The organism is Cryptosporangium phraense (assembly GCF_006912135.1).
Classification (GTDB): Bacteria; Actinomycetota; Actinomycetes; order Mycobacteriales; family Cryptosporangiaceae; genus Cryptosporangium; species Cryptosporangium phraense.
Map to the genome: position 1 here is coordinate 85,233 of NZ_VIRS01000013.1, position 18,969 is coordinate 104,201.

An 18,969-nucleotide genomic window follows, 5' to 3' on the forward strand; every position below is an offset into this window, starting at 1 on the left:
CGGTACCACCGTGCAACTGCTGACCCGTGAGTCGGCCGTCCGCTGTGACCACGACGGACGCATAGCGTCGATCGCGTCACAGACCTGGGTGACGGTCGCCGGGGTGCCGGTGCTCGTCGGGGACGATCCGGTGGGCCGGACGATCGACGGCTGCCCGCACGCCGGCCCGACGATCAAACCCTGCGCCCGGACGCTCGAGGTCTCGACCGGCCACAGCGCGCTGGTCCGGGTCGACGGCGCGCCGGTGGTCCTCGACGTGCTGGCCGGCCTGACCGACGGCACGCCGCCGGGTCTCGTCCGCTACACCGTCCGGAAGGTAGGGCAGGCGTTCGTGAGCGCGGACCGATGACGTCCGGATTGCGGTTCCTCGGCGCGGGGTTCGACGGCGGCGGACCGGGCGGGCTCGCGCTGACCTCGGCCGGCCGGCTGGCCACGGTGGACGGCGCCGCCGCCGTCCGGCAGGCGCTCCTGATGCTGCTCTCCACCCGCCCCGGCGAACGGCTGCTGCGCCCGACGTACGGCTGCCGGCTGCCCCGGCTGGTCTTCGCGCCGAACGACGACACCACGGCCGGGCTGGCGATCCATTACGTCCGGGAAGCCGTCGCCGAGTGGGAGCCCCGGGTCGAGGTGCTCGACGTGGACGCCGGCCCGGACCCGGACGCGCCGTCCCGTCTGCTCGTCCGGCTCGACTACCTGATCCGGGAGAGCCGGACCAGAGACGGGCTGACGCTCGGCGTCGAACTGAGGGCGGACGCATGACGCTGCCGATCCCCGACCTCGACGACCGCGACTTCGCGGACCTGGTCCTGGCCGCCCGCGAACGGATCCGGCAGACGCAGGCCGAGTGGACGGACCTGTCGGTGCACGACCCCGGCCTGGCGCTGATCGAGACGTTCGCCTACCTGACCGAGGTGCTGATCTACCGCCTGAACCGACTGCCGGAGAAGGCCTACCTGGCGTTCCTGAACCTGCTCGGGGTCAGCCCCCGCCCGCCCTCGGCGGCCTGGGCCGACGTGGTCTTCACCCGGACCGGGGGCGACGCGTCGGCGGTGCTGAGGATTCCGGCGGGCACCCGGGTCGCCGCCACCCGGGGTACCGACCCGGTGCCGGTGGTGTTCGTGACCACCGCCTCGGCCGAGATCCCGGCCGGTGCGAGGCAGCAGACCGTCCGGATGGTCCACGGCGAGCTGGTCCACGGCGAGCTGCTCGGCGCCGGTACCGGACGACCCGGCCAGGTGCTGCGGACGGCCGCCGCCCCGCTGGTGACCACGGCCGAGCCGATCGACCTGCTGCTGGGCGTCGAGGCCACGCCGGGAAGCGTGGACCTCGGAGCCGCGGCCCGCGAGTTCGACGGCGTCACGTACGAGATCTGGCAACCGGTGACGTCGTTCGCCGACCAGCCGCCCGGGGCGAAGGTGTACGTCGTCGACCGCACGACCGGCACCTTCACGTTCGCTCCGGCCGTCGACCGGGCCGGAGACCCGGCCACGCCGGTGGCCGTCGTGCCGGCCGAGGGACGTCAGATCCGGACCTGGTACCGGACCGGCGGCGGTCCGGCCGGCAACGTGTCCGCCGGTTCGCTCACCGGCCTCCGGGATCCGCTCCCAGGCGTCTCCGTCCGCAACCCAGCACCCGCGCAAGGCGGCCGGGCCGCGGAAACGCTGGAGTCCGCGATACTGCGCGGGCCGTACGAATTCTTCTCGATCGACCGCGCGGTCACCGCCCGCGACTACGAGATCCTGGCGACCGCCCGGTCGTCGGCGATCGCCAGGGCCCGGGCGTTCACCGGAGCCGAGGTCTACACCTACGCCCGGCCGGGCGAGGTCGAGGTGGTCCTGGTCCCGTACGTGCCCGAGGAGTCGCGGCCGGGCGGGCGTCTGCCCGCTGACCTGCTGCGCGCCCACGAGCTGGAGGAGACCCGCCGGCGCACCGAGGCCGAGCTCGACCGGCGGCGCCCGCTGGGCACCGCGTGCCACGCCGGGTGGGCCCGGTACAAGCCGGTCTCGGTGCAGGCCACCGTCGTCGTCCGCCCGGAGGAGGACGCCGACGCGGTGAGCCGGCGCGTGCACGACCGGGTCTACCAGACGCTGAGCCCGCTGCCGACGCCGTTGTCGCCGGACGGCTGGCCGTTCGGCGAGCCGCTGCGGGCCTCGAACGTCTACCGGCTGCTCGAGCAGGCCGAGCCGGGCGTCCGCTACGTCGACGACGTCCGGTTCGTGCTGGAGGAGGCCCCGGACCACGACGTCCGGGCCGTCGCGATCGACGCCTACCAGCCGGGTACCTGGTACGCGGGGAGCGGCGAGGTGCTGTTCCGCTCCGGCAACGCCGGCCTGGGTTGGGAGCCGGTCGGCCGGTTCCCGGGGGAGACGGTCACGCGGATCGTGCCCGCTCCCGGTCCGTTGCGTCCGTCGATCGGCGTCCGGGCCGGGTCGGTCGCGCTGGTCACCCGGCGGACGGACGGTTCCGGGTCCCGGTTGTACGTCACCACCGACCTCGGCGAGACCTGGACGCCCCGCGTCGACCTGGAGCCGGGGATCAACGACGTCGCCTGGCTCGACCGGGACGGCGCGGGCGTGCTGCTGCTCGCCACCGACAGCGGCCTGTTCGAGGTGTCGCTGCTCCCCGGCGCGGTTCCCCAGCAGACGCTGGTCGACCTCTCCGACGCCGACCGCGGCTTCCACTCCGTCCGCGCGTTCGTCTCCGAGCGCGGTCTCCCGGGCGTCGCGGTGGCCTCCCAGGGGCAGTTCGGCGTCCACCTCTCGATCGCCGGGGGCCGCCGCGGGACGTTCGGGCACATCGGACTGTCCAACACGGACGTCCGGACGCTCGCCGTCCAGTACGACGGGGCGGCCACCTGGCTGTTCGCCGGCGTCGCCGAACCGGACCCGGCGCAGCCGGGGACCGGTTGCTACCGGACCCGTCTCTTCGAGACCGACGTCCGCTGGCAGACGTTGTCGTCCGGCTGGACCGGCGGAACCTGCCGCTCGCTCGCCGTCGTCGGCACCACGATCCTGGCCGGGACGCAGAGCGGTGGCGCGTTGCGGCTGGACGCGTCCACGCCGACGCCCGCCTGGCAGGGCGTGGCGGTCACCAGCGGGCTGCCGCTCCGGGACCGGGCCCGGTTCGAGGCGGTGGAGACCGTCGCCGCGAGCTCCGGGCAACTGCTGGCCGGCGGCGCGTCCGGCGTCTACCGGAGCGACACCGGCACCCAGTGGACGGCCAGCGCGAACCAGGCCGACCTGGAGCTGGTCACGGTCCCCGACACCTGGTTGCTCTGCTCCGGCGAGCACCGGATCACGGTGGTGCGCGGCGATGCGACGCCGGGCGATTGAGCGGCTGCTCCCCGCGGCGTACCAGCGCGCCGCGGTGGACGGCAGCGTGCTGGCGGCGCTGCTCGACGTCATGGAGGCACTGCACGAGCCGGACGAAGCACTGATCGACGACGTCGACCGGCTCTTCACGCCGTACCTCACCACCGACGACCTGGTGCCGTTCCTGGCCCGGTGGGTCGCGCTGGATCACCTGGTCGCGAGTTCGGGAGCGCTCGTGCCGCTCGGCCGGCTGCGCAACCTGCTCGCGGAGAGCGCCGCGCTGGCTCGGGTCCGCGGTACCCCGGCCGGCCTGCAGCGTTTCCTCGTCCTGGCGACCGGGGTCGACGGGATCGTCGTGGAGGAGCCGTCGACCCGGGCGTTCCACTTCCGCGTCCGGGTGCCCGGCGCGGCGGTCGGGCAGCTCGCGCTCGTCAACCGGCTGGTGCGCGCGGAGAAGCCGGCCGCGACGACGTGCGAGGTCGTGGTCGACCCGTGAGCCCGCGACAGCGCCTCGGGCTGGCCGCGGCCGGAGTCCTGGTGGTGGTGGCGCTGGCCGTGGCCGGCGTCCAGCGGCCCGGCACCGGCGATCCGGCCGGTCGCCCGGCGTTCGTCTCGTGGCTGGCCCGGACGTTCGGCGGCCTTCCCGACGTGCCGGCGGCCGACGTCACGGCCGGCTGCCCGGCCGCCGGGAACGGCGGCGGCCTGCAGGTCGACGGATCGTGCGAGCTGACCGTGCGCGACCCCGGCACGACGAAGCGCCTGCGGCTGCGCTCCACGGCGCCGCTGCGGGTGTCCGCGCCCGGACCGGACGGCTCGGACCGCCGGATCGAGGCCGACGTCGCCGTGGGGAAGACGGGTGTCGCCGAGACGAGCATCGCGCTGGACGGGCCGGGCGTCGTGATCGTCCGGTGTTCGTGCGTGCTCCGGGTCGGGGGTGGCGATGACTGAGCTGCGCAAGCCGTTCCTGCTGCTGGCCGGGGTGTTCGCCGTGCTCACGGTCGCGCTGGAGACCGGGTCGGCGCTGCTCACCGCGCACGCCGACACGGCCGGCCTGACCACCGCCACGAAGGGGCTTGGCATGGAGACCGGTGGCTTCGAGGACGTCCGAGGTCTGGCGACGCCCTATCTCGCGCTGATCGACGTCATCGTGATCTTCACGCTGGGCCTGTATCTGCTGAGCCTGCTGCTGCCGCGCAGCGCGGTGGGCCGGGCGTCGGGCGCGGTCACCGTCGTCGGGGCGGTGCTGCTCCTGATTCTCGCGATCGGTCTGCTGATCGCGGCCGTCCGCGACCTGATCCTGATGGTCACGCTGTTCGTCGCCGCCCCGTTCGGCACGATCGTGTACCTGATCCGCTGGGGCGCGTTCCCGCTGGACGACGCCGTGCTCCTGCTGCGGTTGCTGATCTTCCTCAAGGTCGTCGTGTTCGCGATGCTGCTGCTCGCGCAGCCGCGGTTCCTGCAGAACAAGGGCCTGGTCGCGTTGCTCGCGACGACCGGCCTGGCGACGCTCGCGGTGACGCTCGTCTACGGCTTCGTGCCGACGATTCTCGTCAGCATCGTCGACGCGGCGGCCGCGGTCGTGATCGCCGCGGTGGCCGCGATCTGGGCGTCGATCCTGGCGCTGGGTTCGCTGCCCGCCGTGGTCGAGGCGATCCGAGCGTCCCGGTCGTCGGTGCGGTAGCGCCGGCTGTCGTCGGCTCGGGGACCGTCGGCCGCTCCGGCGCGGAACGGCCGACCGGCGATCGCCGCTAGCGCGTTCCCAGTACGCGCTCGAGTGCGTCGGTGAGGAACGTGGCGGCGGCCCGTGCGTCCTCCGGGGCGTGGACGTGCCGCGCCGCGATGTACAGGTCGGGGCGGACGAGGAGCACCCCGCCGTCGTTGATCTCGCGCAGGTCCGCCCAGGTGCCGTACGGGTCCTCGATCGCCTGGCCCGGACCGACGACGACCGGCCGGATCGCTACGCCGAGGCTCGCCGACAGCGCCGCGGCCGCGTCCACCCAGGCCTGGCCGCCGATACCGGTCCACAGGCTGAACTCGCCGCCGCCGGCCAGGTCGAGCGTCGAGATCCGGTGCCCGGCGCGGGTCACCCAGGTGTGCGGGAGCTTGGCGCCGGGGTACGTGGTCGGATGCGCGTACAGCTCGGGGTCGCGTGCGTAGTCCGGCATCGGAGTGCCGTCCGGAACGACGGCTGCCGACGCGTAGCGCTGGTTGTGCTCGACGCCGTGCGCGTTGAACTCGAACGACTTGTAGGCGATGGCCTCCCGCAGAGCCGTCCGGATCTTCTCGCCTTCCGGCCCGGGCGCCTCCCGCAGCGCGAGCTGCTGCTCCAGCCGTTCGACGTTGCTGGTGTCGTCCACGTCGAGCGCCGCGATGATCCGGCCGGTGTCGGCGATGCTCTGGTTGGCCCGCTCGACGACCTGCCTGGCGATCGGCGCCCGCTCGGCGTCGTAGGACTCCAGAAGCGACGGTCGGGCGAGCCCGCGGACGACGTGGTGCAGCTTCCAGGCCAGGTTGTACGAGTCCTGAATCGACGTGTTGGAGCCCAGCCCGTTCGTCGGGGGGTGCCGGTGCACGGCGTCCCCGACGCAGAACACGCGCCCGTCGGCCAGCCGGGTGGCGAACTGGTGGTTGACCGTCCAGGGCGAGCTCGACTTGATCCGCATCTCGAAGTCGTCGGTGCCGACGAGCTGGACGGCGAGCCGGCGGATGAAGTCGTCGGTCAGGTCCGGCGGCCCGGCGGCGACCTCGTAGCCCCACATGAGCATCCACTCGGTCCAGGGCTTGATCATCCGCAGGACGCCGAGCCCGACGCCTTCCTTGTCGGCCCCGGGTTGCAGCATCCAATACAGGACCGAGGGCCGGTGGGCCACGAAGCGGGTCAGGTCGGCCTCGATGATGATGTTGAGCGCCCCGGCCACCGCCCCGGGGCCTTCGAAGGGCAGGTCGACGTCGGCGGCGACCTTGCTGCGGGCCCCGTCGGCCCCGACCAGGTAGAGCGACCGGACCGCGTACTCCGCCCCGGTCAGCCGGTCGCGGACCCGCGTCGTGACGCCGTCGGCGTCCTGGACGTGGGAGAGGTACTCGGTGTCGAACCGCACCCGCGCGCCCCGGTCCTGCGCCGCCTGCATGAGCACCGGCTCGGTGATCGTCTGCGGGGCGTCGAGCATCGTGCAGGGGCTGGCCAGCCGGTAGTCGGCGTTGCGACGGATGTCGGTGCCCCACGAGGCCACCCGGCCGAGCTCGGCCCCGGCGAGGCTGGTGCAGAACGTGGTGTTGCCCATGAACTCCCACGGCGTGGCCTCACGCATCAGGCGCTCTTCCAGGCCCATGTCCCGCAGGGCCTCCATCGTGCGCTGGTTGGTGATGTGCGCCCGCGGGGTCTCGGAGAGCCGCCCGTACTTGGTCAGCACCAGAACGCGGGTGCCGTAGGTGGCCAGGAACAGGGCGGCCGCAGCTCCGGCCGGACCGGACCCGATCACCAGCACCTCGGTCTCGACCGTGGGAATGTCCGTCGTCATCAGCTCCGCCTTCGCCGTCGAAGTGCCTGGTGAGGGGCATGTCCGCAGGCCGACCGCTCTGCGGACATCTGTCCGACATCGTTCGCTCAGGCTCGGGTCGGTGTCAATAGGCGAGAAAGCTCGCCGAGTCCGGGTTCGTCGAGGCGAGATCGCCGCCGGGTCCGCGTCAGGTGACGCGGAAGACCGGCCAGCCGATCTCGGTGCGCCAGGCGGCGGGATCCCGCGTGTCGCGCGGGCCGACGAGGTAGACCTCGCGCACGGGCCCGGCCACCGACATCGCGTTCTGCACGACCCAGGTCCCCAGCTCGCCGTACGTGACCTCGACCCCGTCGTGCTCGCCGACGTGGGTCGCGACGGCCAGCTCGGCTGCCGGCAGCGTCACCGGATGCACGCGTCCGACGCGCCGCGGAGCGTTCGTCGGCAGGTACACCAGCGCGCGACCCCGCTCCTGTTCGAACAGCACGTTCTCGTAGTTGCCGCCCGGCGGTCCGGTCACGGCGTCGCCGACGGCGGCCTCCAGCTCGGCCATCGCGCCGGCGAACCAGGCCTCGACGTCACCGCTCTCGACCACGGCCTCCACCGCCGCGACCGTCCGGGCCGGCTCGGCCCGCAGCTCCACCCGGATCGGCGCCGGCTCCGGCTCGAGCAGACGACGCAGTGACACGACCGCGGCCCGGGTGCGGTCGAGGACGTCTTCCAGGCGTTGCAGATGCTCGGCCACCAGGGCCGACCGGACCCCGGGGTCGGGCGTGCGCAGGATCCGCTGCACGTCGCCCAGCGGGACGTCGAGCTCGCGGAGCCGGTGGATGACCTGGGCGATCGGGATCTGGTCGACGCTGTAGTAGCGGTAACCGGTGCCCTGGTCGACGACGGCGGGTTCGAGGAGCGCGGCGTCGTGATAGCGACGCAGGGTCCGCACGCTCAGGTGGGTCAGGCGCGAGAACTCCCCGATGGTCAGCACCCTCGCAGTCTGAACCCTCTCCCGGGGAGAGAGTCCACGGCTTGACTCTCCCGTCCCGTCAGGTCGCACGGTGCACTCATGACACAGCTACCGACCATCGTCAGCGACTTCCTCGCCGCACACATCGCCCGCGACGCCGACACCGCCTCGAAGCTCCTCACCGAGGACGTGGTGGCCGTCGACCAGGGCGAGACCTTCCGCGGCCGCGACCAGGTCCACGCGTTCCTGCGCGACGCCGGCTCCGAGTTCGAATACACCACCGAGCAGATCGGCGCGCACCGCATCGACGACACCCACTCCGTGGCGACCGTCCGGCTGGAGGGCACGTTCCCCGGCGGCGTCGCCGAGCTCGACTACCGATTCACGCTGCGCGACGACCTGATCGCCGAGATCGTCATCGCCAACCATGTCTGACCGGGACCGCGACCGTCTCGACGGTCGGCGCGCGCTGGTCACGGGCGGCTCGAAGGGCTCGGGCAAGGCGGTCGTCGACCGGCTGCGGGAGCTCGGCGCCGACGTGTACGTGACGGCCCGCACGATGCCGCCCGGCTACGAGCGTCCCGATCGGTTCATCGAGGCGGACACGTCGACGGTCGACGGCGCCGACGCGGTGGCCGCTCGAATCGCCTCGGGCGGCGCCCTCGACATCCTGGTGCACGTCGTCGGAGGATCGTCGACGCCACCCGGCGGCTTCGCGGCCATCACCGAAGCGCAGTGGCTCACCGAGTTGAACCTCAATCTCCTGGGAGCCGTGCGACTCGATCGGGCGCTTCTCCCCGCGATGATCGAGTCCGGGTCGGCGACGGTGCTGCACTTCACCTCGATCCAGCGCGAAATGCCTCTGCACGACGCGACCCTGGCGTACGCCGCCGCGAAGGCCGCGCTGCGCACGTACAGCAAGGGACTCGCCAACGAGCTCGCGCCGCGCGGCGTACGGGTCAACGCGATCAGCCCCGGCGGGATCGCGACGGAAGCCTCCGAGAAGTTCGTGGACCGGCTCGCCGACGGCAACGGACTCACCCGCGAGCAAGCCAGGCAGACGATCGGCGATCGTCGGCGCCGAGTACGTCATCGACGGCGGAACCGTCCCGACCGTCTGACCCGGCCCGGCGCGTCCCGGGTCAGCTGAAGACCTCGGGATGTTTCAGCAGCTCGATCCGGGTGCGCCGGATGTGCATCTCGAGCACCCGCTGCGCGATGTCGACGTTCGAATCCCGGACCGCTTCGATCAGCAGCCGGTGCTCGGAGTTGATCGTCCAGCGGTGCTCGGCCCACGCCCGCTGGCTGAAGGCGCGTCGGTAGTGCTGGGTGGTGTCCCACAGCCGCGCGACGATCTGGGCCAGCTGCGGCGCGTCGTGATTCCGATAGGTGGCCCAGTGCAGTTGCCGGTCGAGCACCAGGAACGTCTCGACGTCGTCGGTGGCCTCGATGCGTTCCTGGAGCTCGACCAGCTCGCCGACGTCGGCCGGGGTCGTCGCGCGCATGCTCTCGGCCAGGAGCAGCGGCTCGATGCGCTCGCGGATCTTGTAGTTCAGCTCGCACTCGCGCTGGTCGAGCTGGGTGACCCAGGCGCCACGATTCGACTTCAGCGTGATCAGGCCGCTGGACTCCAGGATGCGCAGCGCCTCGCGGACCGGAAGCCGGCTGGCGTTGAGCTCCTCGGCCAGGTCGTCCTGCCGGATCCGCGCGCCCGGCGGGAGCGTCCCGTCCAGAATGCGTTCGCGCACCTGGTCGGCGATCCGCTGACTCGCGACCGAGGCGCCGACCGACCCCCCGTCGAGCACCGCGGTCACCTCTTTCCCCGATCGAAAGCCTTCCCGTCCGGGTAGGAGACTAGCTCCAGCTGCAGTCCCCACGGCGCGAGGAAGTAGATCCACCGCTGGCCCTCGGAGGGGCCCCGGCTGGCGGTCGGGTCGCCGAACACGGTCAGGCCGCGCCCCCGGAGATCGGCGACGGCCGCGTCGAGGTCGTCGACGTAGAGCGCGACGTGGTGGCCGCCGACGTCGCTGTTGCGCGGCGGCGTCGTGCGCTGGTCACGGGCCTCGTACTCGAAGATCTCGAAGATCGCCCGGCCACCGAGCCGGTAGAAGCGCAGCCGGCGCATCACGGTGTCGTCGGCGACGTTCAGGTGCTCGCTCATCCAGCTGTCCCGGTGCTCGAACGGCCCGAGCTCGTACAGGTACTCGCACCCGAGCACGTCGACGAAGAAGTCGTGGGCCTCGTCGAGGTCGGGAACCGTGAGCCCGATGTGGTCGACGTGGGTCAGGCCAGGGATCGGCGACATCAGCACCTCCTTGTCGATGGATCCATTCATAGCCTACGGTGGCCCGAAAGCCGCCGACGTTCGGCAAATTCAGCTTCGATTGGATCCAATGGAGGTCGCCGATGCCCATCCACCAGGAGCTCACCGCGGCCCACCCCTGGGTGGCGCTGACGGTCACCGACGACGACTGGGACGAGGCCGACCCGGATCTCGTCCGGCGCCTGCTCAGCGAGACGCTGTGGATCCGGGTGTTCGAGGAGTACGTGCTCGAACTGGCCGCCGACGGGCTGGTGCACGGCCCGGCCCATTCGAGCATCGGGCAGGAGGGCGGCGCCGTCGGCTCGATCGCCGGCCTGACGAGCGCGGACATGATCGTCGGCTCGCACCGCGGGCACCATCAGTTCCTCGCCAAGGCGTTCGGCCACGCGCTGCCCCGCGTCACCGGCGCACTCCCACGCGTGACCGGTGAACTGACGACCGTGCTGCGGCGCACGCTCGCGGAGATCTGCGGGCTCGCCGAGGGCTACTGCCGGGGCCGCGGCGGCTCGATGCACCTGCAGTGGCCCGAGGCCGGTGCGATGGGCACGAACGCGATCGTCGGCGGGGGAGTTCCGCAGGCGCTCGGCTACGCGTTCAACCAGCGCCGCTCCGGCACCGATGCGGTCAGCGTCGCCTACTTCGGCGACGGGGCGATCAACATCGGCTCGGTGCTGGAATCGTTCAACCTGGCCGCCGCGTGGAGTCTGCCGGTCTGCTTCTTCGTCGAGAACAACAAGTACGCGGTCTCGACGGACGTCGAGCGCGCGACCGGTGAGGCGCGGGTGTCGGCGCGCGGACCGGGCTTCGGCCTACCGAGCTGGCGCGTCGACGGGATGGATCCACTCGCCGTGCACCTGGCGATGGCCGAGGCGCTCGACCACATGCGCGGCGGAGGCGGGCCGACGCTGATCGAAGCCGAGGTCTACCGGTTCTTCCACCAGAACGGCCCGTTCCCGGGCAGCGCGTTCGGCTACCGCACGAAGGACGAGGAGACCGCCTGGCGGAACCGCGACCCGCTGACCGTGCTCGAACGGCAGGCGCTGCGCCGCGAACTCGTCACCGACGTCGAGCTCAAAGAGGCGCGGGAGGAGATCACGGCCCAGCTGCGGGCGATCGGCGCCGAACTTCTCGAACCGGTGGCCGGCGGGAAGCCGGGCCAGCGCCGGATCCGCCCGGACCGCTGGCCCGACCCCGGCTTCGTCGACGTCGGGATCCGCGGTGACCTCTCCGAGCTGGACGGCAGTCGCTACGAGTTCCAGGGGCGCCTGACCGATCGCCGCTTCATCGACGTCGTCAGCGACGTGATGGCCCGGCGGATGGAGGAGGATCCACGCATCGTCGTCCTCGGGGAGGACGTCGACGGGCTCAAGGGCGGCACCAACGGCGCCACCCGGGCCGCGCTGGAGCGGTTCCCCGAGCGGGTTCTCGGCACCCCGATCAGCGAGAACGCGTTCACCGGAATGGCCGGCGGGATGGCGATGGACGGCCGGTTCCGCCCGGTCGTCGAGTTCATGTACGCGGACTTCATGTGGGTGGCCGCCGACCAGCTGTTCAACCAGGTGGCCAAGGCCCGGCACATGTTCGGTGGCGACCACCCGGTGCCGCTGGTGCTGCGCAGCAAGCTCGCCGCGGGCACCGGCTACGGATCGCAACACTCGATGGACCCGGCCGGGGTACTGACGACCGCCGCCGGGCTGCGGGTCGTCGCGCCGTCGAACCCGTTCGACTACGTGGGCCTGATGAACACGGCGCTGGCCTGCGACGACCCGGTCGTGGTGCTGGAGCACACCGACCTGTACGGCACGGTGGCGCCCGGGCCGGCCGACGACCTCGACTACCGGTTACCGGTCGGGAAGGCCGCGCTGCGGAGCGAGGGCGAGGACGTCACGGTGATCTCGTACCTGTCGATGGTGGGGCGGTGCCTGGAGGCCCTCGAACAGGTCCCCGAGGTGCGGGCCGACGTCGTCGACCTGCGGTGGCTCGACCGGGCGAGCCTGGACTGGGACACGATCGGTGCCAGCGTGCGCAAGACCGGCCGGGTGCTGATCGTCGAACAGGGAGCCTGGGGGACCTCCTACGGTGGGCGGCTCGCCGACGAGATCCAGCGGAAGCTGTTCGACTGGCTCGACGCTCCGGTGGCCCGGGTGACCGGCGGAGAGGCGTCGCCGAGCATCAGCAAGGTGCTCGAGCAGGCGGCGCTGGCCCAGGTGGCGGACGTCGTCGCCGCCCTGCGTGACCTGGCGAAGGAGCTCTGACGAGATGGCCAAGCTGCTGCGCGTCCCCGAGGTCGCGGCCGGCGCGACGGAGGTGATCGTCGCCGACTGGCTCGTCGCCGAGCAGGCGTCCGTCAGTGCGGGCCAGCCGCTGGTGACGATCGAGACCGAGAAGGCGGTCGTCGACGTGCCGGCCGACGCCGACGCGGTCCTGCTCAAGACGCTCGTGGCGTCCGGAGCCTCGGTCGAGGTCGGGGCCCCGATGGCGTTGATCGGTGACGACGCCGAGAAGGACGCCGACGTCGCCGACCTGCTCGCCGGGCTGGGCGTCGGCGCTCCCGCGCCGACCTCCCGCCCGGCCGCCCCCGAGCCCGAGACCGCCCCCGAACCCGCCCCGGAGGCCGTCACCGCGGATGCCGGCGGCCGGGGGCGGATCTTCATCACGCCGCTCGCGCGGCGGATGCTGGCCGACGCCGGCCACGGTCCCGAGGCCGTGTCCGGCACCGGCCCGAACGGCCGCATCCTCCGCCGTGACGTCGCCGAGTTCCTCGACCGGGAGCGGTCCGCCCCCGATCCGGCCCCACCCGCGGAGACCACCGCGGGGCCGGCCGCGACGAACGGGGGATACGAGGAGATTCCGCACACCCGGCTCCGGCGGGCGGTGGCGTCGCGGCTGACCGCCAGCAAGCAGACGATCCCGCACTTCTACGTGAAGCGAACCGCCCGGCTGGACTCGCTGCTGGCCCTGCGCGCGCAGCTCAACGCGGTCTCGTCGCAGAGGATCTCGGTCAACGACCTGCTGATCCTGGCCGTCGGCCGGGCCTACCGGCACGTCCCCGACGCCAACGTCGTCTACACCGAGGACAGCCTCCACCGGTACGCCACCGTCGACGTCTCGGTCGCGATCGCGAGCGAGCGCGGGCTCGTCACCCCGGTGGTGCGAGGGGTCGAGGCCCTCGCGCCCAGTGCCGTCGCCGGCCAGGTCAAGCAGTACGCGGCCGACGCGGACGCCGGACGCCTGCGGCAGCACGACCTCGACGGCGGGGTGATCTCGATCAGCAACCTCGGGATGTACGGCGTCGAGGAGTTCTCGGCGATCATCAACCCGCCCCAGTCGGCGATCCTCGCGGTCGGCGCCGGCGCACCCGGTCCGGCCGTCGTCGACGGGGAGCTCGCCGTGGCGACGCTGCTGCCGCTGGTCCTGAGCGTCGATCACCGCGCGATCGACGGCGCGCTGGCCGCGCAGTGGATGGCCGCCCTGGTCGAGGCGATCGAGGAACCGCTCCGGCTACTCACCTGACGCATCTTGTGGTGGCCCTCCGCGCGAAGGGCCACCACAAGACGCTACGGACGGACGGGGGAGGGGTTGTGGCCGGGCAGGACGCCGTGACCGCCGTCCACCGGGAGCGCGACGCCGGTGATGTCGCGGGCCGCGTCGGAGGCCAGGAACACCACGGCCGGGCTGATCGAGGCCGGGTCCAGCAGCCCCCGGCCGGCCAGCACCGACCAGTGGTACGCGTTGCGCTCGCGGTCCTCGGGCATGCCGCCGGTGCCCCCGGCGATGAAGTCGTACGAGCCGGGCCAGTCGTTCATCTTCGTGTCGACGATGCCCGGACATACCGCGTTGCAGCGCACGTTGTGGGGTCCGAGCTCGATCGCCGCGTTTCTCACCAGGCCGATCACGCCGTGTTTGGCCGCGACGTAGTGCCCCATGCCCGCACCGGGCTCGAGGCCGTTCACCGAGGAGGTCACCACGATCGAACCGCTGCCCTGCGCGATCATCGTCGGCGCGACGGCCTTGATCGATCGCCACGCTCCGCTGAGATTGACGTCGATCATGTCGTTCCACTGGTTCTCGGTGAGCTCCCAGAGCGCTCCGAGAGCCCAGATGCCGGCGTTGGCCACCAGGACGTCGAGCCGCCCGAACTCGGCGAGCGCCTGCTGCACGGCGCCGTCGAGATCGGCCTGGGAGCGGACGTCGGCCTCGACGGTCACCACCCGGCGGTCGAGCGCCTCGACCGCCTCGGCGGTCTCCGCCAGGTCCGCGGGACGGCTCAGCGGGTAGGGCGCCAGCTCGAGGTCGTGGCAGACGTCGACGACCACGACGTCGGCACCGGCGGCCGCTAACGCGAGCGCGTGCGCCCGCCCCTGTCCCCGTGCGGCTCCGGTCACCAGGGCCACCTGTCCGGTCAAATCGGTCATCGAGTCCTCCGCATCGTCGCGATGTTCACTCTCACTAACGATCTGACCACAGTGACCCGCTTGACAACAGCCACACTGAACGATTGAGTACCGACTACACATCTGACCCGACGGAGTGTGCAGATGACTTCATCCAGGAAACGCTGATGGACCTCGGGGCCGGGCGCGGCCACCTGAGCTACTCGACCCTCGTGCACGCCGGAGACACCTGGGCCGAGATGGACGCGAGCCTCCGGACCCACGTCCCGGCGGTCAAGGCGGCGGTGAGCCCGGACCAGCCGTTCGCGGTCTCGCTCCGGCTGTCGGCCGCCTCGGTCGGGACCCTGATCGGCGACCCGCGCGAACGCGGCCGGCTCAAGAGCTACCTCGACGCGAACGACCTGTACGTCTACACGGTCAACGCGTTCCCGTACGGCCCGTTCAAGGGCGGGCCGGTGAAGGAGCGCGTGTACGAGCCCGACTGGACCACCGACGACCGCGCGCGCTACACGATGGGCGTCGCCGACATCCTGGCCGAGATCAGCCCGCCGTCCGTCCACCCGAGCATCCAGACCGCTCCGCTGGCCTACCGCCCGAACGTCACCGGCGAGGCCTACGTCGACGCCTGCACCCGCCAGGTGTTACGGGTCGTCGCTCACCTCGTCGGGCTGGAGCGGCGTACCGGACGCCGGGTGACGCTGGCGATCGAGCCCGAACCGCACTGCTATCTCGAGACCACCGACGAGACCGTCACGTACTTCACCGAGCGGCTGTACCCGGCCGCTCCCGAACTGGCGCGGCTCGCCGGGATACCGGTGTCCGAGGCGATCGGCGCACTGCGCAGGCACGTCGGCGTCGTCTTCGACATCGGCCACCAGGCCGTCGGTTTCGAGGACATCCCGGACTCGCTCCGGAAGCTGGTCGCGGCCGGGATCCCGATCTTCAAACTGCAGGCCGCCGCCGCGCTGTGGATCTCCCGGGTGACCGCCGAGGCGGTCGAGGCGGCCCGGGCGTTCACCGACACGATCTACCTCAGCCAGACCGTCGAACGGCGGGACGGCCGCACCACCCGCTATCTCGACCTCGAGGACGCGCTCTACGCCTGGGAGAAAGACCCCGGCGACCGCGAACTGCGGACGCACTTCCACGTGCCGGTCTTCCTCGACGACCTGGGACCGTTCCGCACGACTCGCTTCGCCGTCGAGGAGGCCTTCCGGATGCACCGGGAGACGCCGCTCTCGGAGCACCTGGAGATCGAGACCTACACCTGGGACGTCCTTCCGCCGGGGCTCAAGCACGGCGGAATCGACGACTACGTCCGACGCGAACTCGATTTCGTCCGGGGCCTCGTCCTCGGCGACGGAGCGGTGTGATCCTGAACGCCGCCCTCGGGCGGCCGTTCAGTTTCGATGTACAGTTCACCACCGAACACCAGGTGTTCACGGTTCGTCGACGGGCGGGGAGACTGAGCGGTGATGGACCCGAACGCACGGGGGCTCCTCCGCGCCGCGCGCAAGAACCGGGGGCTGAGCCTGCGCGAGCTCGCCCGCCGGGTCGGCGTGTCCGCGAGCCTGCTCTCCCAGATCGAGAACGGGCACAGCGACCCGTCGGTCTCGACGCTGTACGCCCTGGTGGCCGAACTCGAGTTGTCGCTGGACTCGCTGCTGGAGCCGAGCGAGGCGGCGGCGGATCGCGCCGGCGTCACGGCGGCGACCGCGGCCGCGGCCACCGGCACCGAGGCGGCGGTCGCGGTCGAGGCCACGCCGGACGGCGCGAGCGGGCCGATCATCCGCCCGCGCGAACGCCGGGTCCTGCACATGGACTCCGGCGTGACGTGGGAGCGGCTGACCCGCGGCCCCAGCGACGTCGACGCGTTGCTGGTGACGTACGAGCCGGGCGGTTCGTCGTCGTCCACGGGCAAGCTCATGACGCACAACGACATCGAGTTCGCGTACCTGCTCGAGGGCGAGCTCACCCTGCAGCTCGGGTTCGACACCCACGTGCTGGGGGCCGGGGACTCGCTCGAGTTCGATTCGGCCGAGCCGCACCTGTTCTACAACGCGGGCCCGGTGGCGGCGCGGGGCATCTGGTACGTCCTGCGCAAGGAGACCATCGCGACGCAGCAACCGCTGCGCACCCTCATGGGCGCCGCCGTTCCCGAAGCGCCGACCGCCTTCACCTCCGCGGTGCAGGTCCTGGAGTCGTTCCGGCAGCACTGAACGCGTTCACCCCCGCTTGATCGCCGGCCGCTGACCGCCTCGTACCCACCGCTCGTCGCTCGACCGGTGGCTCCTCGCGCTGCCAGTTTTCACTTCGGAAACAAAGTCGTTCACCACCATTGACAGCATCTCTCGTCCGGTGTTCAGTTTCACCAAACAGAGACCGCAACGGAGCGTTGATCGATGTCTCAGCCGTTGACTTCCAAGCTCGGCTCGGCCACCCCGATTCTGGCCGCCACCGTGCTGCTGTTCCTGGTCAGCCTGGTCTTACAACCCGAGAGCCTGAGCTCGTCGTCGGTGCTGGGCATGCTGCCGTTCGCCGCGGTGGCCGCGATCGTCGCGGTCGGGCAGACGCTCGTGATCCAGCAGGGTGGCATCGACCTCTCGGTGCCGGGCTTCCTCTCGCTGACCGTCGTGCTCGTCACCCACTATCCGGACGGCGACAGCGCCCGCCTGGCGCCCTGGATCCTGGTCGCGTTCGTCGTCTCGGCCGTCGCCGGCCTGGCCAGCGGCCTGCTGGTCAGCCGGGTCGGCGTCACCTCGATCGTCGCCACGCTGGGCATGAACGCGCTGCTGTTCGGCGCGGTGCTGGCGGTCTCGGGCGGCACGCCGACCAGCACGACCGCGGCGCTGCGCGACTTCGCGACGCTCCGGCCGCTCGGCGTCCCGATGACGGTCGTGCTGACCGTCGTCGTGACCGCGGTGGTGGGCGTGATCGTGAAGTACACCGCGGCCGGGCGCCGATTCGAGGCGATCGGCTCCAGCAACCGGGCCGCCCGGGCGCTCGGGCTCCCGGTGAACCGGCACGTGCTCGGCGCCTACGTCGCGGCCGCGGTGCTGTACTGCGCGGCCGGCGTCCTGCTGGCCGGCATCGTCTCGGCCCCCAGCGCGTTCCAGGGCAACTCGTACCTGCTGCCCTCGGTCGCCGCGGTCGTGCTCGGCGGCACCTCGCTGCTCGGCGGCCGCGGCAACGTCGTGGCCAGCGCCGTCGCGGCGCTGTTCCTCAGCCAGCTCTCCCAGGTGCTGCTCACCTCCGGGGTGAACAGCGCCGTCCGCAGCCTGGTCGAAGCGTTCGCGCTCGCGGTAGGCGTCGCCGTCTACAGCGTCGACTGGGGGCGGGTCGTGGCATTCCGACACTCGATGATGAGAAGGGCCCACCCGTGAGACTGAAATTAGCCCCGGTGATCGCCGCCGCTCTCGTGCTCGGCCTCGCCGCCTGTGGCTCGGCCACCGGAGACTCCAAGTCCGACACCGCCGAGGGCAAGCCGCTCAACAGCAGCGTCCCGACCTGGTGCGGCAGCAAGAAGATCACGCTCGCGCTGGCCGACGGCTTCGGCGGCAACGCCTGGCGCCAGGTCACCCGGGCCGAGGCCCAGGACGAGGTGTCGAAGTGCCCGAGCGTCACCTCCTACCTCTACGCGGACGGGCAGGGCAACACGCAGAAGGCGATCTCTGACATCCAGGGCTTCACGGCCAAGGGCGTGGACGCGATGGTCGTCTTCCCCGACGCCGGCAAGGCGATGCTCCCGGCGCTGCGGTCGGCCTACAAGGCCGGCGTCGTCACGGTCCCGTACCGGGTGAGCCCCGGCGGTGAGGCCGGCAAGGACTACGACTACTTCGTCGACACCGACTTCAAAGAAGCTGGCGTCCTCTGGGCGAACTGGCTGGTCAAGGCCCTCCCGAACGGCGGCAACGTCGTCAACCTGGGTGGACCGCCGGCCAACTCGCAGAGCCAGGACGAGTACACCGGCATGATGAGCGTCCTGAAGGACCACCCGAACATCAAGTTCGTCGGCCAGACGCCGTACAACGTGACGAACTGGGACCCGGCCGAGACGCAGAAGGTCGTCACCGCGCTGCTGGCCAAGTACCCGAAGATCGACGCGATCACGACCGACTACGGCAACGCGCTGGCCAGCTCGTTCTCCGCGTTCCAGCAGGCCGGGCGGAAGATCCCGCCGATCGCCACCGAGGACGCCAACCTGCTCGGCTGCGAGTTCCAGAAGGCCAAGAGCGCCGGCTCCGGCTGGGGGCTGTTCACGGTCTCGTCGCAGAACTGGATGTCCCGCCTCGCGGTGGACGTCGCCGTGGCCAAGGCGACCGGCGGCGTGATCCCGACGAACATGACCGCGCCGCAGGAGGCGTTCGAGGACTCGCTCACCGGCCAGCCGAACCAGGTCAAGTGCGACCCGTCGCTGCCCGGTGACGCGTTCCTCTCCAGCAAGCTGACCCCCACTCAGCAGCAGGCTGCTCTGAAGGGCTGA

At 71.7% G+C, this 18,969-nt stretch carries 18 protein-coding genes and 1 pseudogene; 14 read left to right on the plus strand and 5 right to left on the minus strand.

The annotated features are described in order from the left end of the window. Positions 1-10: 10 nt before the first annotated feature. From FL583_RS19315 to FL583_RS19340, 6 genes are read left to right on the plus strand one after another with little or no spacing between them, the layout of a single operon-like run. Positions 11-349 (plus strand): hypothetical protein, encoded by a 339-nt coding sequence (locus FL583_RS19315; protein WP_142706083.1) that lies wholly within the window; start codon positions 11-13, stop codon positions 347-349. Further along, positions 346-759, plus strand: coding sequence for a GPW/gp25 family protein (locus FL583_RS19320; protein WP_142706084.1), 414 nt, complete (start codon positions 346-348; stop codon positions 757-759). The genes FL583_RS19315 and FL583_RS19320 overlap by 4 nt, the downstream gene beginning before the upstream one ends. Continuing rightward, a complete protein-coding gene (locus FL583_RS19325) occupies positions 756-3,332 on the plus strand; it encodes a putative baseplate assembly protein (protein WP_142706085.1) in 2,577 nt (858 codons plus the stop codon). The genes FL583_RS19320 and FL583_RS19325 overlap by 4 nt, the downstream gene beginning before the upstream one ends. After that, on the plus strand, positions 3,313-3,807 hold the full coding sequence (locus FL583_RS19330; RefSeq protein WP_142706086.1) for a phage tail protein: 495 nt from the start codon (positions 3,313-3,315) through the stop codon (positions 3,805-3,807). The genes FL583_RS19325 and FL583_RS19330 overlap by 20 nt, the downstream gene beginning before the upstream one ends. Further along, the gene (locus FL583_RS19335; RefSeq protein WP_142706087.1) at positions 3,804-4,259 is read left to right on the plus strand and encodes a hypothetical protein; all 456 of its coding nucleotides are present in this window, start codon (positions 3,804-3,806) and stop codon (positions 4,257-4,259) included. The genes FL583_RS19330 and FL583_RS19335 overlap by 4 nt, the downstream gene beginning before the upstream one ends. Further along, a complete protein-coding gene (locus tag FL583_RS19340; RefSeq protein ID WP_142706088.1) occupies positions 4,252-4,992 on the plus strand; it encodes a hypothetical protein in 741 nt (246 codons plus the stop codon). The genes FL583_RS19335 and FL583_RS19340 overlap by 8 nt, the downstream gene beginning before the upstream one ends. 67 nt (positions 4,993-5,059) lie before the next feature. Here FL583_RS19340 and FL583_RS19345 read toward each other — a convergent pair whose 3' ends face one another. Together FL583_RS19345 and FL583_RS19350 are read right to left on the minus strand one after the other, a co-directional pair. Next, a complete protein-coding gene (locus FL583_RS19345; protein WP_142706089.1) occupies positions 5,060-6,829 on the minus strand; it encodes an FAD-dependent oxidoreductase in 1,770 nt (589 codons plus the stop codon). A gap of 166 nt (positions 6,830-6,995) precedes the next feature. Next, positions 6,996-7,790: a MerR family transcriptional regulator gene (locus tag FL583_RS19350; protein ID WP_142706090.1), complete on the minus strand. Its 795-nt coding sequence runs from the start codon at positions 7,788-7,790 to the stop codon at positions 6,996-6,998. A 78-nt stretch (positions 7,791-7,868) separates the two neighbouring features. Here FL583_RS19350 and FL583_RS19355 point away from each other — a divergent pair, with 78 nt between their 5' ends. Next, positions 7,869-8,204: a nuclear transport factor 2 family protein gene (locus FL583_RS19355; protein ID WP_142706091.1), complete on the plus strand. Its 336-nt coding sequence runs from the start codon at positions 7,869-7,871 to the stop codon at positions 8,202-8,204. Beyond that, a pseudogene (locus FL583_RS19360) lies at positions 8,197-8,890 on the plus strand (oxidoreductase). The gene FL583_RS19355 and the pseudogene FL583_RS19360 overlap by 8 nt, the downstream one beginning before the upstream one ends. A 21-nt stretch (positions 8,891-8,911) precedes the next feature. On the opposite strand, the gene FL583_RS19365 reads toward FL583_RS19360, so the two are convergent. Continuing rightward, entirely contained in the window at positions 8,912-9,574 is a 663-nt protein-coding gene (locus FL583_RS19365; protein ID WP_205752275.1) for a GntR family transcriptional regulator, read from the minus strand. A 5-nt stretch (positions 9,575-9,579) separates the two neighbouring features. Beyond that, positions 9,580-10,074, minus strand: coding sequence for a VOC family protein (locus tag FL583_RS19370; RefSeq protein WP_142706093.1), 495 nt, complete (start codon positions 10,072-10,074; stop codon positions 9,580-9,582). 101 nt (positions 10,075-10,175) lie between these two features. Between FL583_RS19370 and FL583_RS19375 the strand changes: the two genes are divergently transcribed. Further along, a complete protein-coding gene (locus tag FL583_RS19375) occupies positions 10,176-12,347 on the plus strand; it encodes an alpha-ketoacid dehydrogenase subunit alpha/beta (RefSeq protein ID WP_142706094.1) in 2,172 nt (723 codons plus the stop codon). 4 nt (positions 12,348-12,351) lie between these two features. Beyond that, complete coding sequence (locus tag FL583_RS19380; protein ID WP_142706095.1) at positions 12,352-13,605, plus strand: dihydrolipoamide acetyltransferase family protein; 1,254 nt, start codon at positions 12,352-12,354, stop codon at positions 13,603-13,605. A gap of 44 nt (positions 13,606-13,649) precedes the next feature. Here FL583_RS19380 and FL583_RS19385 read toward each other — a convergent pair whose 3' ends face one another. Further along, entirely contained in the window at positions 13,650-14,507 is an 858-nt protein-coding gene (locus FL583_RS19385; RefSeq protein ID WP_142706096.1) for a mycofactocin-coupled SDR family oxidoreductase, read from the minus strand. A 146-nt stretch (positions 14,508-14,653) separates the two neighbouring features. Here FL583_RS19385 and eboE point away from each other — a divergent pair, with 146 nt between their 5' ends. The 4 genes from eboE (at position 14,654) to FL583_RS19405 (ending at position 18,969) form a co-directional block, all read left to right on the plus strand. Beyond that, positions 14,654-15,859, plus strand: a complete 1,206-nt coding sequence (gene eboE, locus FL583_RS19390; RefSeq protein ID WP_142706097.1) for a metabolite traffic protein EboE — start codon at positions 14,654-14,656, stop codon at positions 15,857-15,859. Positions 15,860-15,961: 102 nt separating this feature from the next. Continuing rightward, on the plus strand, positions 15,962-16,705 hold the full coding sequence (locus FL583_RS19395) for a helix-turn-helix domain-containing protein (protein WP_142706098.1): 744 nt from the start codon (positions 15,962-15,964) through the stop codon (positions 16,703-16,705). A gap of 183 nt (positions 16,706-16,888) precedes the next feature. Continuing rightward, positions 16,889-17,869, plus strand: coding sequence for an ABC transporter permease (locus FL583_RS19400; RefSeq protein ID WP_142706099.1), 981 nt, complete (start codon positions 16,889-16,891; stop codon positions 17,867-17,869). Then, positions 17,866-18,969, plus strand: coding sequence for a substrate-binding domain-containing protein (locus tag FL583_RS19405; protein ID WP_205752276.1), 1,104 nt, complete (start codon positions 17,866-17,868; stop codon positions 18,967-18,969). The genes FL583_RS19400 and FL583_RS19405 overlap by 4 nt, the downstream gene beginning before the upstream one ends.

Coding starts and splice junctions, on each gene's coding strand:
- FL583_RS19320 (WP_142706084.1), top strand. CDS start 346: ATGACGTCCGGATTGCGGTTCCTCGGCGCGGGGTTCGACGGCGGCGGA.
- FL583_RS19325 (WP_142706085.1), top strand. CDS start 756: ATGACGCTGCCGATCCCCGACCTCGACGACCGCGACTTCGCGGACCTG.
- FL583_RS19330 (WP_142706086.1), top strand. CDS start 3,313: ATGCGACGCCGGGCGATTGAGCGGCTGCTCCCCGCGGCGTACCAGCGC.
- FL583_RS19340 (WP_142706088.1), top strand. CDS start 4,252: ATGACTGAGCTGCGCAAGCCGTTCCTGCTGCTGGCCGGGGTGTTCGCC.
- FL583_RS19345 (WP_142706089.1), bottom strand. CDS start 6,829: ATGACGACGGACATTCCCACGGTCGAGACCGAGGTGCTGGTGATCGGG.
- FL583_RS19355 (WP_142706091.1), top strand. CDS start 7,869: ATGACACAGCTACCGACCATCGTCAGCGACTTCCTCGCCGCACACATC.
- FL583_RS19370 (WP_142706093.1), bottom strand. CDS start 10,074: ATGTCGCCGATCCCTGGCCTGACCCACGTCGACCACATCGGGCTCACG.
- FL583_RS19375 (WP_142706094.1), top strand. CDS start 10,176: ATGCCCATCCACCAGGAGCTCACCGCGGCCCACCCCTGGGTGGCGCTG.
- FL583_RS19380 (WP_142706095.1), top strand. CDS start 12,352: ATGGCCAAGCTGCTGCGCGTCCCCGAGGTCGCGGCCGGCGCGACGGAG.
- FL583_RS19385 (WP_142706096.1), bottom strand. CDS start 14,507: ATGACCGATTTGACCGGACAGGTGGCCCTGGTGACCGGAGCCGCACGG.
- eboE (WP_142706097.1), top strand. CDS start 14,654: ATGGACCTCGGGGCCGGGCGCGGCCACCTGAGCTACTCGACCCTCGTG.
- FL583_RS19395 (WP_142706098.1), top strand. CDS start 15,962: ATGGACCCGAACGCACGGGGGCTCCTCCGCGCCGCGCGCAAGAACCGG.
- FL583_RS19400 (WP_142706099.1), top strand. CDS start 16,889: ATGTCTCAGCCGTTGACTTCCAAGCTCGGCTCGGCCACCCCGATTCTG.